Annotated in this window: 14 protein-coding genes; 3 read left to right on the top strand and 11 right to left on the bottom strand. The window is 31.4% G+C overall.

Annotated features, from left to right (window positions below; genetic code table 11):
- Positions 1-59 precede the first annotated feature (59 nt).
- The gene (locus V9L04_RS14205) at positions 60-2015 is read right to left on the bottom strand and encodes a PDZ domain-containing protein (protein ID WP_338790485.1); all 1956 of its coding nucleotides are present in this window, start codon (positions 2013-2015) and stop codon (positions 60-62) included.
- A 114-nt stretch (positions 2016-2129) separates the two neighbouring features.
- On the opposite strand from V9L04_RS14205, the gene V9L04_RS14200 reads away from it, so the two are divergent.
- The gene (locus tag V9L04_RS14200) at positions 2130-2585 is read left to right on the top strand and encodes a GNAT family N-acetyltransferase (RefSeq protein WP_338790483.1); all 456 of its coding nucleotides are present in this window, start codon (positions 2130-2132) and stop codon (positions 2583-2585) included.
- 557 nt (positions 2586-3142) lie between these two features.
- Positions 3143-3616 carry a hypothetical protein gene (locus tag V9L04_RS14195; RefSeq protein ID WP_338790480.1) on the top strand — a complete coding sequence of 158 codons (474 nt, stop codon included), beginning with the start codon at positions 3143-3145 and terminating at the stop codon, positions 3614-3616.
- 25 nt (positions 3617-3641) lie between these two features.
- Here V9L04_RS14195 and V9L04_RS14190 read toward each other — a convergent pair whose 3' ends face one another.
- From V9L04_RS14190 to V9L04_RS14155, 8 genes are all read right to left on the bottom strand, one after another.
- Positions 3642-4019 (bottom strand): transposase, encoded by a 378-nt coding sequence (locus tag V9L04_RS14190; RefSeq protein ID WP_338790478.1) that lies wholly within the window; start codon positions 4017-4019, stop codon positions 3642-3644.
- A 173-nt stretch (positions 4020-4192) separates the two neighbouring features.
- Positions 4193-5704 carry a GDSL-type esterase/lipase family protein gene (locus V9L04_RS14185; protein ID WP_338790477.1) on the bottom strand — a complete coding sequence of 504 codons (1512 nt, stop codon included), beginning with the start codon at positions 5702-5704 and terminating at the stop codon, positions 4193-4195.
- Between the two features lie 77 nt (positions 5705-5781).
- Complete coding sequence (locus tag V9L04_RS14180) at positions 5782-7014, bottom strand: leucine-rich repeat domain-containing protein (protein WP_338790476.1); 1233 nt, start codon at positions 7012-7014, stop codon at positions 5782-5784.
- Between the two features lie 66 nt (positions 7015-7080).
- A complete protein-coding gene (locus V9L04_RS14175) occupies positions 7081-7737 on the bottom strand; it encodes a 3-oxoacid CoA-transferase subunit B (protein ID WP_338794204.1) in 657 nt (218 codons plus the stop codon).
- A gap of 94 nt (positions 7738-7831) precedes the next feature.
- The gene (locus V9L04_RS14170) at positions 7832-8527 is read right to left on the bottom strand and encodes a CoA transferase subunit A (RefSeq protein WP_338790475.1); all 696 of its coding nucleotides are present in this window, start codon (positions 8525-8527) and stop codon (positions 7832-7834) included.
- 364 nt (positions 8528-8891) lie between these two features.
- A complete protein-coding gene (locus V9L04_RS14165) occupies positions 8892-9794 on the bottom strand; it encodes a histone deacetylase (RefSeq protein ID WP_338790474.1) in 903 nt (300 codons plus the stop codon).
- A 126-nt stretch (positions 9795-9920) separates the two neighbouring features.
- Positions 9921-10133, bottom strand: a complete 213-nt coding sequence (gene rpmF / locus V9L04_RS14160) for a 50S ribosomal protein L32 (RefSeq protein ID WP_338790473.1) — start codon at positions 10131-10133, stop codon at positions 9921-9923.
- A 177-nt stretch (positions 10134-10310) separates the two neighbouring features.
- On the bottom strand, positions 10311-10985 hold the full coding sequence (locus tag V9L04_RS14155) for a YceD family protein (protein ID WP_338790471.1): 675 nt from the start codon (positions 10983-10985) through the stop codon (positions 10311-10313).
- Between the two features lie 199 nt (positions 10986-11184).
- Here V9L04_RS14155 and V9L04_RS14150 point away from each other — a divergent pair, with 199 nt between their 5' ends.
- Positions 11185-12606: a metallophosphoesterase gene (locus tag V9L04_RS14150; RefSeq protein WP_338790470.1), complete on the top strand. Its 1422-nt coding sequence runs from the start codon at positions 11185-11187 to the stop codon at positions 12604-12606.
- A 133-nt stretch (positions 12607-12739) separates the two neighbouring features.
- Here V9L04_RS14150 and V9L04_RS14145 read toward each other — a convergent pair whose 3' ends face one another.
- Both V9L04_RS14145 and sufD read right to left on the bottom strand, forming a co-directional pair.
- Entirely contained in the window at positions 12740-13216 is a 477-nt protein-coding gene (locus tag V9L04_RS14145; RefSeq protein ID WP_338790469.1) for a hypothetical protein, read from the bottom strand.
- A gap of 100 nt (positions 13217-13316) precedes the next feature.
- Positions 13317-14663, bottom strand: coding sequence for a Fe-S cluster assembly protein SufD (sufD, locus tag V9L04_RS14140; RefSeq protein ID WP_338790468.1), 1347 nt, complete (start codon positions 14661-14663; stop codon positions 13317-13319).
- Positions 14664-14783: the final 120 nt, after the last annotated feature.

Below are 14783 nucleotides of genomic sequence, written 5' to 3'. Positions count from 1 at the left end.
AGTGCTATTTTAGTATAAAGTAAGATTTGAAAATCCTAATTTATGGCAAATTATCATTTTTACTTCTGCTTGGTAGAAAGCCATTTTGTACGTTCTTCTATTTGTTTGGAGTTGGTATTATCTGCATTCAAATATACAAGTGAACGATAAGGAATTTGAGTAGGCAAAACTTCTACCACATGTTTTTTACCAAATCTTTCAAAGGTAACAGTCGCCTTTTTTCCTTCTTCTAAAGTAGGAATAACTTCTCTATAATCATTTATTGAAGTAATCATTTTGTCATTGATACTTATCAAAATATCGCCTTTTTCTAATCCTGCATTATAAAACGGAGAATCAAAAAGCATATAATTTGAAATGACTGCTTTTTTTGAGTCTTTTTTATCTTCATCAATGATGTCAAGTCCTAATTTTCCAAACCACATTTTACCTTTTTGATTGAGTTGATTGTCTATAGCAACAGTAGCTAAAAGCTCATTATAATTTGGTAATTCGTGTCCCAAAATATGTTTTTTGAAAAACTGCTCTGAGAATTCTTTGTCTTTTGTTACTTCATAGAGCATATTTTGAAGGTCTGCCATAGTATAAGGCTTTTCAGGTTTTCCAAACTGTTTCCACATTGCCTGCATATACTCATCAAGTCCTTTATCAAAACGTTTTCTCATTTCCATATCTAAAGCCAAACCAATGACTGCGCCATACGGATAATAAGAAATAAATGTATTATGATGAGAAAGTGGATCATTTGCCGTTGCTGCATCAGCAAAAGCTGCTTGTTGGCTCATCTGTGCAGGAGAATGAAAATTATGACCTGGTGAATTCAAAACATAATTTAATTGTCCGTTCATTAAATCTGCAAACAGAGCATCATCGACAAGACCAGCACGACGCATAACTACATAGGTGTAATAAGTCGTAAAACCTTCTCCAAACCAAAGTTCAGAAGACATATTTGTACTAGAAAAATCAAAAGGTTCTAATGATTGTGGTCTTAAACGTTCGATGTTCCAAGCATGAATAAACTCGTGAGCAACTGTAAACAAATGTTGAAAATCTAATTTTTCAGATTCAGTAATGATGGTAGAATTTCGGTGTTCCATTCCATCGCCATGCGCTGTTGGCTGGTAATTCAACAAGAAAGTATACGTTCCATAATCAAAAGTAGGAGCTTCGTCAAAAAGAGCAATTTCTTCTCTTACAATTTTCTTGATATTTTCTACAAATTCATTTGCTTCTTGGTCTGTTGTTTCTGTGCCTGTTTTATTTAAGGCAACTCTAAAGTTTTGATTGTCTTCTTTCCATTCACTCCAAAATAAATTTCCTATCAAAACAGGAGAATCTAACAAATAATAATAATTGGGTGCAGAAAAAGTAGAATCATTGATTTGTGGTAACTGTGTTGCAACTGTCCATTTATCAGTATTTTTATCTTGAAAATTGTTGTTTTGAGGCAATGAGAAAGTAACTTGTATTGTCTTAGCTGATCTATTTTCCTTAGCTCTTCTGATAGAAGCATCTTTATCAAAGTTTTCATTATAAAAATTATCAACCAATAAATATGTAGCAGGAGCATTTAAATGTGCTTGAATGGTATTAATTCCTGAATAAGTACCATCTGCATAATCTGCAAAAAGTGTATATTCAACTTTCATATTATCAGTCGGTTTCATTACATTCCATTGATAAGGCGAAACACGAGTTACCTCTAATTTATTTCCTTTTGCATCAAAAGCGTTTACAGAATAGACATTTTTAGCAAACTCATGAAGCGCATAACGTCCTGCCGAACTTCTACTCATACGCAATTTTAAAAACTCTTCTTTTGGAACTTTAGGAATAGACAAAGTAACTTTTGCTTCGTGATGCACACGATTAGAAAAATCAAAATGATAAGCTACTTTTGTAGTGTTATTAATTTTATCTTGCGCTTGAATGCACGAGATATTCAAACTAAAAAGTAAAAAAACAGCTAAGAAAAACTGTTTTTTGTTTTTTTTGAGGGAATGTAAAGACATGTTTTTGGGTTTGTATTATATGTCTGGTTCAAGCGTCGACGTTTGAACTAAGAATTAAATTACAAAGATACCGTTTTGAAAATCAGTTTACAATTCTAAAAAAATACAAATTCTATGAGCATCAATTATCAAAAACTCACAAATCAAGATTTACCTTTACTGAAAGAACTCATCCAAATTTTTGAAGTCGTATTTGAAATGAAAAATTTTGCTTTGCCAAATGATACACATTTACAAAGCCTTTTAGACAATGAAAGTATGGTTTTCTTTGTCGCTATTTTGGTAGAAAAAGAAAAAACTAAAGTAATTGGAGGATTGAAAGCATATATTTTGCCTTCCGTTTATTATGCTAGTTCTGAAATGTATCTATACGATTTGGGCGTGCATCCAAATTTTCAACGAAAAGGAATTGGAACGAAGTTAATGGAAAACCTGAAAGAATATTCTAAAAATTTAGGCTATAAAGAACTTTTTGTACAAGCAGATTTGGAAGATGAACATGCCATTGATTTTTATAAAAAGACAGGTGGAAAAGCTGCTGATGTAATTCATTTTTCGTATGAATTGTAGTGTTTTTAAACTATTGTCAGAGTTATTTCGGATTACCGAAAAACTACTGACAAAGTTTTTATGAAAATTATTCAATATCTAACATTCTATGTTCAGGCAATCCACCACACGGTTTTTTAACTATTTTATATCGAACTATTCTGAAAATTACAGCTATAATTAGTAATAGTAGAAAACCTGCAACTGCGAAAGAAGAGTAAAATCCAATATACAGTAATCCTACACATAATATATCTGGAATTTGATTTCCTATCGTATATAATAAGATTACACAAATTGCATACAATAAAAAAACTACAACAAATAACTTAAAGAGTACAGAAACAACTTTATTCTTGTATATATATCTAAATAACTCTTTCATTTTCTTGACTTGTTTTATTGAATTTTGGCACAACTGTAAAATTATTAGATACGAAAATAGGTATATTTAGTTATCCCTTTATTCCTGAAAGGTAGTCAGCCAAATACAAATAATGCGCTTGTTCGTATTGTGATTTGAAGCCTTTCCATTTTCCTTTATTTATTTTTTTTCTACCAATTTAGTTTTTACAAAAATGAATCTAAATAACCTTACAAATTTAATCAATAGACTTACAGAATTTGGAACAAATCCAAAAGTAGAATGTGAAGATAAAATTCTTGAACTCAAAAAATTATTGGTAGAAATTTATGCTCATTATCTAAATAGTAATTCTTCTCAACTGGAAGAAGATGATAAAGATGATAATGAAATTGAACCACCTAATTTTGATTACAAAGAAACAAGAAAAATTGTAGAGAGTAACTTTCCAAATTTGGGTTGGTATAGCACTACGATAGAAATAAATGAAACATGGAAAGAAAGTAATCTAGCAATAGGAGATGCCATTGATGATTTGACAGATATAATTATAGATATGTTGAAAGTAAAATGGTATTTTGAAAATACAAATGTAGAGGAAGCTTTATGGTATTTTGAATTATTTATGCGTAGTCATGCTGAACAGCATTTGGTGGATTTGCTTAAATATTTGAAGGATAGAGAGTGATTTATTATTTAACGTGAACTCGGTATTATTTAGGTACAAATATTCTAGGTTTTTCTGGGTAGAAATGATAAGCTACTATTGTAGCTGCCATATGCGTAAATGCGTTTATAGGCTTCCTATGTCTAGAATGTTCTACGTCAAAAACGGAAATTAAAATATCATTTACAGATTCAATAATGGCTCTTTTTCTAAGTGTGTATTTTTCTTTCAATGTGATGAGTTGATTCTTCATATTTTTTTTTGTTTTAGTTATCATTTTAAGTCCCTTTTCATAGAGTTGTTCCCAAAGTTTTGTCAAATACCCTTTATCACCAAAGCAATTTCCTTTCAAATTTTTTAATAAATTTTTGAGTAGATTGTGGTTATTATCAGCCTTATTTGCTGCTGTAATTTCAAAAGCCATTACCTCTCCTAAACGACGGCTTCAAGCCTCGTTTACGGTTAAAATATGAAATTAGAAATCCTACTTTTAGAGGAGCAAAAGGCTACTGGAAAGTAGGTTCAGTCAATTATCAAACTCAAAAAATAGGAATGTATAAATGTTTTTTGTTTCGCAATACGATTTGTTCCTACTTTTTACTGAACTTGCTTTTTATAATCATCATAGGCATTATTGAGAGCATTGTAAAGCATTTCGCCTACTAGTTTTGCGCCTCTTGCATTAAAATGTGTATAATCACTTTGAGCTAATGAAGGTTTATTATTTACCCAAGAACTCATCGAATTTTGACCTCCCATAGCATCACGCAAATCCCAAAATGCACATCCTGCTTTCATAGCTGCATTCTTTTGAGCTTGTCTGATTACTTCTACACTTGGATATGATTCAAAATGAGTTCCTTTTTTTCTGGCTCTATCCGAAACACTTACCACCAAAACACAAGCATCAGGATGCAAAGATTTTAAATAATTATACTGACGATAAAACATTCTTTCATAATATGAAAGACTATAATTCCCTTCTCCACTAATGTTGACACCAAACTGTACAACAATCAACTTTACTTGAAGAGCTTCTACTTGTTGCTTCATAAAATCACGATTCATGCGAGGAATCTCAAAACCCGAACTTCCACGAATAGAAACATTATCCAAAGCAACCCCTGTATTACAATCAAAAGCAACTCCCAAAATTTCAGGATTTCCTTTACTTCCCAAATGAACCTGTATTTTATTAAAATTAGTTTTTAAAGGAACTTTATGAATAGCCAAATTTTCATTTGTTGGAAGGTCTAATTTATCAATTACTTCATCTCCATTCAAGTTGAGTTGAAAAGCCAAAGGTGCAGATGGAGAACGATAAATAAATTTTACATTTTCAATAGTTGTCGCTTTTTTGTGTCCTAGTTTTGGATCAGTAAAACGAACCCAAGCGTGTTTCATTTCTGAATGCAGAGAATCGTCATGAGCAGTAGGATTTGTAAAACGATCGTATTCTGTCAGAAGTCCTAATTTATTATGACGAGGATTTTTCTTTTGGTCTATATAAGCATATTTTGTCCAATTGGGAGAATAACTAGTAAAAAGTGTAGCACGTACATTTCCACGTACATACACAGGAACAAGTCCCACACCACAACCTCCAAAACGATGTTGAAAACGTTCTCTTAAATAGGAACTAATACGGTCGCCTTCAATCTGTGAATCTCCATAATGAAGAATTCGAATCAGATTAGGCTTTTTAGAAAGAGATTGCAAAGAAGCAAAAAAAGCATTGAGCGCATCAGGATTGTTGGGTGGAAATTCTATTGCCTGACGAGCAGGAACAACTGGCTCATAACGCTCTTCTTGCAAAACAGTATCTTCTACTTGGACATAATTTAATGAGTCTTCATCTGAAAAATCTAATGTATCGACAAGAACAGTTTCTGCATTTTCTACTTTACTCTGAATATCTGCAATAAAATCAAGTTCCTTTTTGGTTGTATCAGGAAGTGGACTTAAATCATCAAGCGTAAAAACATTCATTGTAAAACTCTCACTCATAGGAATTTCGACAGGCGAAAGCACCATTATTACGAGCGAAATACAAGTAATATAAAAAAGAAGCACAAGAGGGCGTAATGGTTCGACTGATTTTTCTTTCATTGAATTTTCTTTCTTTTAAACTTATCAGAGGTATATGTTCGTATAGCAAATGTAGTAATTTAGCTCATTAAAATATACTATTGTTTCCACAATCTTATGTTTGGATTCAAAACAGCAATACTGTCTAAATTACTTTGACGAATATCGACAGAATCAAAAAGAATTTGGTCGACGTATTTCATCTCTGCAACTTCCAAAGGAATGTAGTTAAATTGATTTTCATTAAGAGTGATTCCCAAGAGATTTTTAAGCTCTAAAAGCTGCATAGGAAACTCTGTAAACTTATTCCCTGTCAAACTGCAGGTAATCAAATTATCTAGTTTACTAAAATTTTCAGGTAAAGATTTTAATTTATTATGCCCTAACCAAGCTATTCTAAGTCTTTTCAAATTACCAAAAGTTTCGGGTAATTCTTTTATTTTATTATATCCAAAATTGATAAAGAATAGATTTTTTAAATTTCCAAAAGAGTTTGGTAATTTTTCTAGTTTACAAGCATTGGCAGTGATATGAAGAAGCCTATCACAATCACCGATAGATTCTGGAAATGTTTTTAAACTTGTCCCTGCTACTCCTAAAACTTCTAAATTTTTGAGTTTGCCTATGCTATCAGGAAGTTTTGAGAAAGTGCGATTATTATATAAGTATAGATCAAGTAAGTTTTCTAAATTACAAATCTCATTTGGTAAAGAAGGTAGATTACTCCTATGGAAAGTGAGGACTTCTAAGTTTCTAAGTTTAGAAATTGTAGAAGGGAAAGACCTCAAATCACACCCATTAAACCCTAAATATTTTAGTTTAGGCAACTGAGCTAAAAGTTCAAAATCATTACTTAGGTCTTGAAAACTTTCCTCCATGAACTCAATACGTTCCACATTTTGGAGCTGAACAATCTCCTTTGGTAACTTTCTCATTTTTTGATTACTTAAAAATAAGTAAACAACTTCCAAAGGATTTTTCAATGCTTCTTCAATACTTTTATGAGCAATATTTTCATTAGGCATCATATCATAAGAAGATGGTTTCATATAATGGTGTCTACCTGTTTTGTCTCCATCTGTGTGCCAAGATAATTGACTTTTAAAAGAAGGGAGAATAAGTCTATCCTGTATAGAGTTATATTTTTCTTGTATTGTTTTTTCTGTACTTGAAATTTTTACTTTTGTACTACCTTTATTTTCACGTTCTTCATTTATATTTTCTTCGTAATTTTTATCTACTAATTGACTTTCACTATTATTAGAGTTTGGTATATAACAACCTTGCAATAAGAATAAAGCAACAAAAATTAGTATAAGAATATTTTTCATGGATTTTTTGAGTAGTTTATTAAATAAACCTATAAGGTTCTGAAAACCTTATAGGTTTAATACTAATTATATCTTCATTTCAGGCACATTATCAGGAATAATCAATTTCCCTTCTGTTGCAGCCTTAATTTCTTCTACACTTACATTTGGCGCACGTTCACGCAAAACAAACCCTTCCTCTGTAACATCCAAAACAGCCAAATTAGTAACAATTTTTTTGACACAATTTAATCCTGTAATAGGCAAGCTACATTTTTTCAAGATTTTTGATTCTCCTTTTTTGTTGGTGTGCATCATAGCAACAATGATATTTTGAGCAGAAGCTACCAAATCCATTGCCCCCCCCATTCCTTTTACCATTACTTTAGGAATTTTCCAGTTGGCAATATCTCCATTTTCAGAAACTTCCATAGCTCCCAAAACAGTCAAATCGACATGTCCACCACGAATCATGGCAAAGCTCATAGAAGAATCAAAAATTGAAGAACCTGCAAGTGTTGTAACCGTTTCTTTTCCTGCATTGATAAGGTCTGCATCAACATTTTCTTCGGTTGGATAAGGTCCCATTCCTAAAAGCCCATTTTCAGATTGAAGAACTACATCAATTCCTTTTGGTACATAATTAGAAACTAGAGTAGGAATTCCGATTCCTAAATTGACATAAAAACCATCTTGCAACTCTTGTGCAATGCGTTTTGCGATTCCAAATTTATCTAACATAATATTTTAATTGATAGTTGAAAATTGATAATTGAGAAACTAATTTATAAATGATACTAGAATAGTAATTCTTTCATAATTTACCATTCTCAATTCATCATTTTTCATTAACTGTACGCTTTTCAATACGTTTTTCATAATTCTTTCCTTCAAAAATGCGTTGTACAAAAATTCCTGGGGTATGGATAAAATTAGGGTCTAATTCTCCATTTTCTACCAATTCTTCTACTTCTACAACCGTAATTTTTCCAGCCATTGCCATCATTGGATTAAAATTTCTGGCTGTTCCTTTGAAAATAAGGTTTCCTTGCTTGTCACCTTTCCACGCTTTTACAAAAGCAAAATCTGCATAAAGAGCTTCCTCCAAAACATACATTTTACCATTGTATTCTCTAGTTTCTTTGCCTTCGGCTACTTCTGTTCCAAATCCTGCTGGCGTAAAAAATGCAGGAATTCCTGCGCCACCAGCTCGGCATCTTTCGGCTAGAGTTCCTTGTGGGATTAAATCTACTTCTAATTCGCCTGATAGAAGTTGTCTTTCAAATTCGGCATTTTCTCCTACATACGAAGAAATCATTTTCTTTACTTGGCGTTTTTGGAGCATAAGTCCAATACCAAAATCATCTACACCTGCATTATTTGAGATACAAGTAAGACCTTTTACGCCACTTTTAACAAGGGCAGTAATAGAATTTTCAGGAATTCCACAAAGACCAAAACCACCTAACATAAGTGTCATGTTGTCTTCAATGCCTTCAAGGGCAGCCTCTGCGTTGGGATAGACTTTATTCATTTTTAATGTTTATTTACGTGTTTGTTTGTAACTTTTTTATAATCTGAGTAAAAAGATTATATTTTATCCAAAGTTTGAAAAATAAGAGCAGTTTTCAAAATAAAATTGTTTCATTTTGTTTTAGTAGAAAATTAGCACAAAACTAAATCCTGTATTCAAACTTATTGAGATTTAGAATTGATAAATCGGTCAGATATAGTATACCAAAGAAATAACGACATAAAATTTGATAACTAATAGAAATTAAATAAACAACTATTTTACAACAAATAACTTACTGAAAATCAATGCATTAAATTCGTAATTCGTAATTTTTAATTCGTAATTGTTCCTAAGCGAATAGCTTTTTGAAAGCTCTACTTTGTTAAAAATAAATTTCTTGAGCCAATCTATATGTATTTGCATGAGCTTCTACAATATCAGTAATATTTGGTGAATATCCTCCTCCCATACTGACACACACAGGAATAGTGTTCTTTTTACACTGCTCAAAAACAAACAAATCTCGTTCTCGGCAGCCTTGTAAAGTCATTCCCAAACGCCCTAATTTATCAGTTTCAAGTATATCTACACCTGATTGAAAAAATATAAATTGAGGTTCTTGTTCTTCGATAAGTTTGGGTAAAGTTTCTTTTAAAATTTTTAAATAGGTTTTATCATCTGTCCCATCTTCTAGCTCAATGTCTAAGTCTGATTTTTCTTTTTTGTAAGGATAATTTTTTGCCCCATGCATACTAAAAGTAAAAACTCTTTTTTCATTCTCAAAAATTTCTGCTGTTCCATTTCCTTGATGCACATCCAAATCTACCACCAAAATTTTATCAAAATTATGCTCGTCCATCAAATGATATGCCCCTAAGGCAATATCATTTAGAAGACAAAAACCTTCTCCATGTTCGGTAAAAGAATGATGTGTTCCTCCTGCAATGTTCATACTAATACCATATTTCAAGGCAAATTCTGTATTTTGGATTGTTCCTCCTGCAATTGTAATTTCTCTCCTGATTAGCCTTTTAGAGATTGGAAAACCAATCAATCGTTCTTCTTTTCGTGTTATAGAAACATTTTTTAATTTGTTCCAATACTCTAAAGTATGTGCTCTGAGAATTTTTTCTTCTGAAATAGGGATTGCTTCAAAAAAATTTTCTTGGATTATAGTTCCTTCCTCAAGAAGTAGTTTGGGTAACAAATTATACTTTTCCATTGGAAAACGATGACTTTGAGGTAATGGATGTGCATAAATAGGAGCAAAAGCAATTTTGAGCATTTTAATTTAAAGAAATGGTAAGTAATTTTAAAAAACTAGAATCCACAAAAAAACCTTATTTTCTATTGTTTTGTTTCAATAAAAAATAAGGTTAGCTTCTTGAGATAATAAAATAAGGACTAGATATTAATCTTCGTCTTCATCTACTACTACTTCTTTTGCAAATTCTGCAATCATTTTACCTTTAAGATAAAGATTACCTTCGTGATAATAAGCACGGTGCATCAAATGCGCCTCGCCTGTAGTTGGACAAATAGAGATTGATTTAGCCTCACATTTGTGGTGCGTACGACGCTTATCACGGCGTGTTGTAGAAATTCGACTTTTAGGATGTGCCATAAGATTTTTACTAAATTTTTAAAGAAAGACTGCAAAGATGAAAATTTTTTGTGTAAAAACAGAATTAAAAGCTAGTTTTCTCTCTATTTTCACTTTTTTTCTCATCTATATCTTTCTATTTAAGGTTCAACAATATTTTTAAAGACCTGTTTCTATATCTTGAAAAACATCAAAAATCTAATTTTGATTATTCTTTAAGTTTTTCAAAATACTCCAACGTGGGTCTATTTTTTCGTCTTCAGAAGAAGGTGTAGTTTTATTCTTACTATCCTTTTTATCTCCTGATTTGTCCTCTGATTTTTTATCTGTTTCAGAAGAGTAAATGAAATTGATTTTTTTTGCTTTTTTGTCTGACTCTTCGTCATCCAAATTATCCAAATCTCCACTTTCTGTATATTCATCTGAATCATCATCCGAATATCCATCTTCTTCCTCCCAAAAACGAGGGTGCAACTTCTTCATTGGAATATCCAACATCAAAAACTCATACAAAAGCTCACCTACATTAATGCTTGGTGTTCTACGAGTTATCAAAACAATCTCTTCAGTAAGTTCTCGCTCTTCCTCACTATATTTATAGAGAATTGTATCTTCGACATCTACTTCATAATCAAACTCGTCTAAAGAACGGTCACAGACCAGCTCTACAGTACCGTCAATAATTAAAGTAGCACGAATAAGTTGTTCGTTTTTTTCGAGAATGACTTCTGCATTACAATCTCCTTTTTCAATAAATCCATTTAGATGCTCCTTGACATAAGCAAAGAATTCATTGTCTAATTTGAATGTAAAAGAATGCGAACCTAATTTGAGCGCAATAATGTCAATTTCGAAAGTGCGTAAGTCTTTCACTTGATTTTAACTTTTTGATTAAGACCACAAAGATACGGCTTTCTATCAAAAAACAAGTATTTTTTCATTAAAAATCTAATTTTTATCGAAAAAAATCTATAAGAAATGACTTCACTCAAAATCTTGCAAAACTCATTTTATTTTTGGATTTTACAAGGAAAATAAAATTAGCATTCAATTACTTAACTACCTTATTACAATGATAAATTATGTTTGTGTTTCTGACCTACATTTAGGTGCTGCTTCAAGTTTGATGACTTATGTCAATCCAAATAGCTTTCGAATTGACCCACAAAAACCCAGTCCAACGCTTGCAGAATGGGTAAAATGTATGGATAAAATTATTTCTGAAACCAATCCAAAAGGTACAAAAAAGCCAAAACTCATTTTGAATGGAGATATAATGGAACTTGCTCTTTCCAATACAAATGAAACAGCAATGGCTTTCGAACAGTTTATCAAACTAATTTTTCCTGCTGATAAAGCTCAAGAAGAGTGGGTTTTTGATACAGAATTGCATTTTCTACCTGGAAATCATGACCATCATTTGTGGGAAAAAGCTAGAGAAACCCAATATATTAATTATATTGAAACGTTAGCACCAGATAGTTATTTGCCTATTCCTTGGCACACTACCAAAATGTATAACCCAAATCCCATTCCTGATTATTTTATGAATGGAATTATGCACAGACAACCACATTTGAAAGAGGCATGTGTTTGTGTTTCGACTATCTATCCAAGTTATATTGTAACCAATGAAAATAAAAGTAAAGGCGTAATTTTTTCACACGGGCATTATATAGAATCGCTTTATACGCTTATGTCAGACCTAAAAACAATGATTTTTCCTGACCGTTTGCGTCCTCAAGATATGTGGGATATCGAAGCTGAAAATTTTGCTTGGATAGATTTTTTTTGGTCGACAATGGGTCGTTCTGGAGAAGTAGGAAAAGATATTGAAGCAATTTATAACAAAATGCAAGACCCAAAAGAAGTCCGAAAGCTAACTGATAATCTATCTGAAAGTATTGCAGAACGTTGGCAGAAAAACAAAATCAAAGAAATAGCAACAGAAGGAGCATTAAAATGGATTTTGGGAGAAGTCTTTGAAAAAATTGCAAACTCTGAACGTGGAGTGCCTCATAAAGTATTAGACGACAAAACAAAAGCAGGATTAACCGATTTTATTGAAAAGCCTGTGTTATCACAAATGAAAGATGAAATGGGACAAATCCCTCCTTATTTGAGCTTTATTTTTGGACATACTCACAAACCTTTTGAAAAAATGATGACATTTGGAGGATTTCCACAAGCTGTAAAAGTATACAATGATGGAGGTTGGGTTGTCGATACAGTTGAGCAGCAAGCCTTTCATGGTGGTGCAGTCGTACTAGTAGATGATAATTTGGATTGTCTTTCGCTTCGTATGTATAATGAAGGCAAATATGAAGTTTCGGTAGCAGAAGCTAAATATGAAAATGAAGAACATTCAGAGTTTTTCAATACAGTTTCTAAGCTCATAGACAATGAACACGAACCTTTTGCTAGTTTTTGCCAAGTAATTGAAAAAGAAGTAGCGATTCGTCATGCTTACTTGCGTTCTAGTGTGAGAAGTTAGAAAACACAAAATTTTAGTTTACAAAAAAAGCCTAAGAATTAATTTACAAATTCTTAGGCTTTTTTGAAAAGTATTTTATAAAATCACTCCATTTCTGTTTTGTAAACTATCTTTTTGCACAAAAAGTATTTGTCTATTCTGTCATCTCTTTCAAAATAGTATTTAGTTTTTTGATAGAATCATAACGAGTGTGGAGTGTTTTCTTTTCTATGATAGAAGATGAATCCTTATCATATTTTTGGTCTACAATAATATAAGTTCCTCTAATGCTTATGGAAGTTAAGGCTAAGAAAAACTCTTCTTCATTTTTCTTAATCATTATTTTTGGAGGAGAGTTAAAATCAAGCTCATAAATAGTAAATCCTTGACTTTCAATTATATTAAATATTTTTTTTAGTAGTGATAAAGTATAAAAATGTAATACTATAACCCAACCAACAGCCATTATAAAAAGCAGTAAAGATAAAGGAAGAATATTTTTTGTATTTCCATCTGCATCTGTAAAATAAATAAGAGCTAACAGAATAATACTGATTATACAGAAAAGAAATGTATCTATTGAGAATATAGAAATTAAAAATATTTTTCTTTTAGAAATTTTTGACTTCATAATTTTGTTTTATAAAATTGAAGTATAATTTAAAATTTAATCGCAAAAAAACCTAAGAATTTATTTAAAATTCTTAAGTTTTAATCAAAATTTGAAATATCTATACACTCAAACGATTCTCAATTTCATTTGTCAAAAATTCTTTCAACACATCAATTTCGATACTATCCAAAACCTCTTCAGCAAAGGCTTGTAATAATAATGATTTTGCTTTTTGTTTCGGAATGCCTCTAGCTTGCAAATAAAATAACGCTTCTTGATCTAGTTTTCCAGTTGTTGCGCCATGCGAACATTTTACATCATCTGCCCAGATTTCAAGTTGTGGTTTTGTATTCAAAATAGCATCATCAGAAAGCAAAACATTTTTATTTGACTGAAAAGCATTTGTTTTTTGTGCAGCCTGACGAACAAATATTTTTCCGTTAAAAACAGCTCTTGATTTGCCATCCAAAACGCCTTTGTAAGTTTCGTTACTGTACGAATTTGGTCTTGTGTGGTCAATAACAGTATGATTATCAACGTGTGTTTTTTCATTCAACAAATAAAGTCCGTTCATAAACGACTCACAATGTTCTCCAGAAACAATTCTCAAATCATTACGGATTAATTTTCCTGCCAAAGAAATTGTAGTATTTGTAAAACTACTATTATCAGCTTGCTTAGCATGTGTGCTGCCTATTTGAAACTGACTTTTTGCGTCTGCTTGTATTTTGTAATGCTTTACATTTCCATATTTCTCTACATTTACAGAAGTCAAAACATTTGTCAAATTTGGATTTTCGCCTTTTGTAATATAGTTTTCTACAACTGTACAACGGCTATTTTCTCCCACAGAAATATAATTTCTGACCTGTGAAAGTGTATTTTTCTGACTTGCATCATTTACAAAATAAACAAAAACAGGAAGCTCTAATTCTTGATTGTTAGCAATTTCAATAACGTAACCATCAGTAGCAAAAGCTGCATTGATATCAGAAAAAATACTAACCGAATCCTTATCAGATGTACTTGGAAACTTATCAAGAAATTTCTCAAAAGCAGAACTAGAAGTTTCAGTATTTGAAAGCGATTTTATAGAAATTTTATCTTTAGTTTCTTTTATATTAGAATGTTTCTCAGAAAAATGTCCATTAATAAAAACAAGAACATGAGAGTCTAAATCTTTATTACCATTCAAATAATAGTTTAATTCATTCAAATCTAAATCAGAATTTAAAGAACTATTTTCACTTTGTAATTCAAATTTATTAGAAAGAATGGATTTTATATCTGTAAATTTCCATTCTTCGTTTCTTGTTGTCGGAAAAGCATTGTTTTCGATAGCTTCTAAAGCTGACTTTTTGGTTACAGAAAATTTATCTGTCTCATTACTTTCACTTACTTTTTCAGCCAACTCTTCAAAAGGAGCTAAAAAAGTAGATTTTATATCGTCTAAAGTAGTTGTCATAAATGGTGGTTTTTTTGTTGTTGGTATTGCTTCGCTAAAACACCAACAACGGCAGGAAAATTTGAAGTTTGTTAAATCAACCGTTGTTGAGGTTCAAATGAAACCGTCAACGAGGTAAAA

Origin of the sequence: Bernardetia sp. MNP-M8 (assembly GCF_037126285.1) — a bacterium.
Taxonomy (GTDB): Bacteria; Bacteroidota; Bacteroidia; order Cytophagales; family Bernardetiaceae; genus Bernardetia.
The sequence above is the reverse complement of the archived record's forward strand: the minus strand, read 5'-3'. Positions and strand labels throughout refer to the sequence as shown.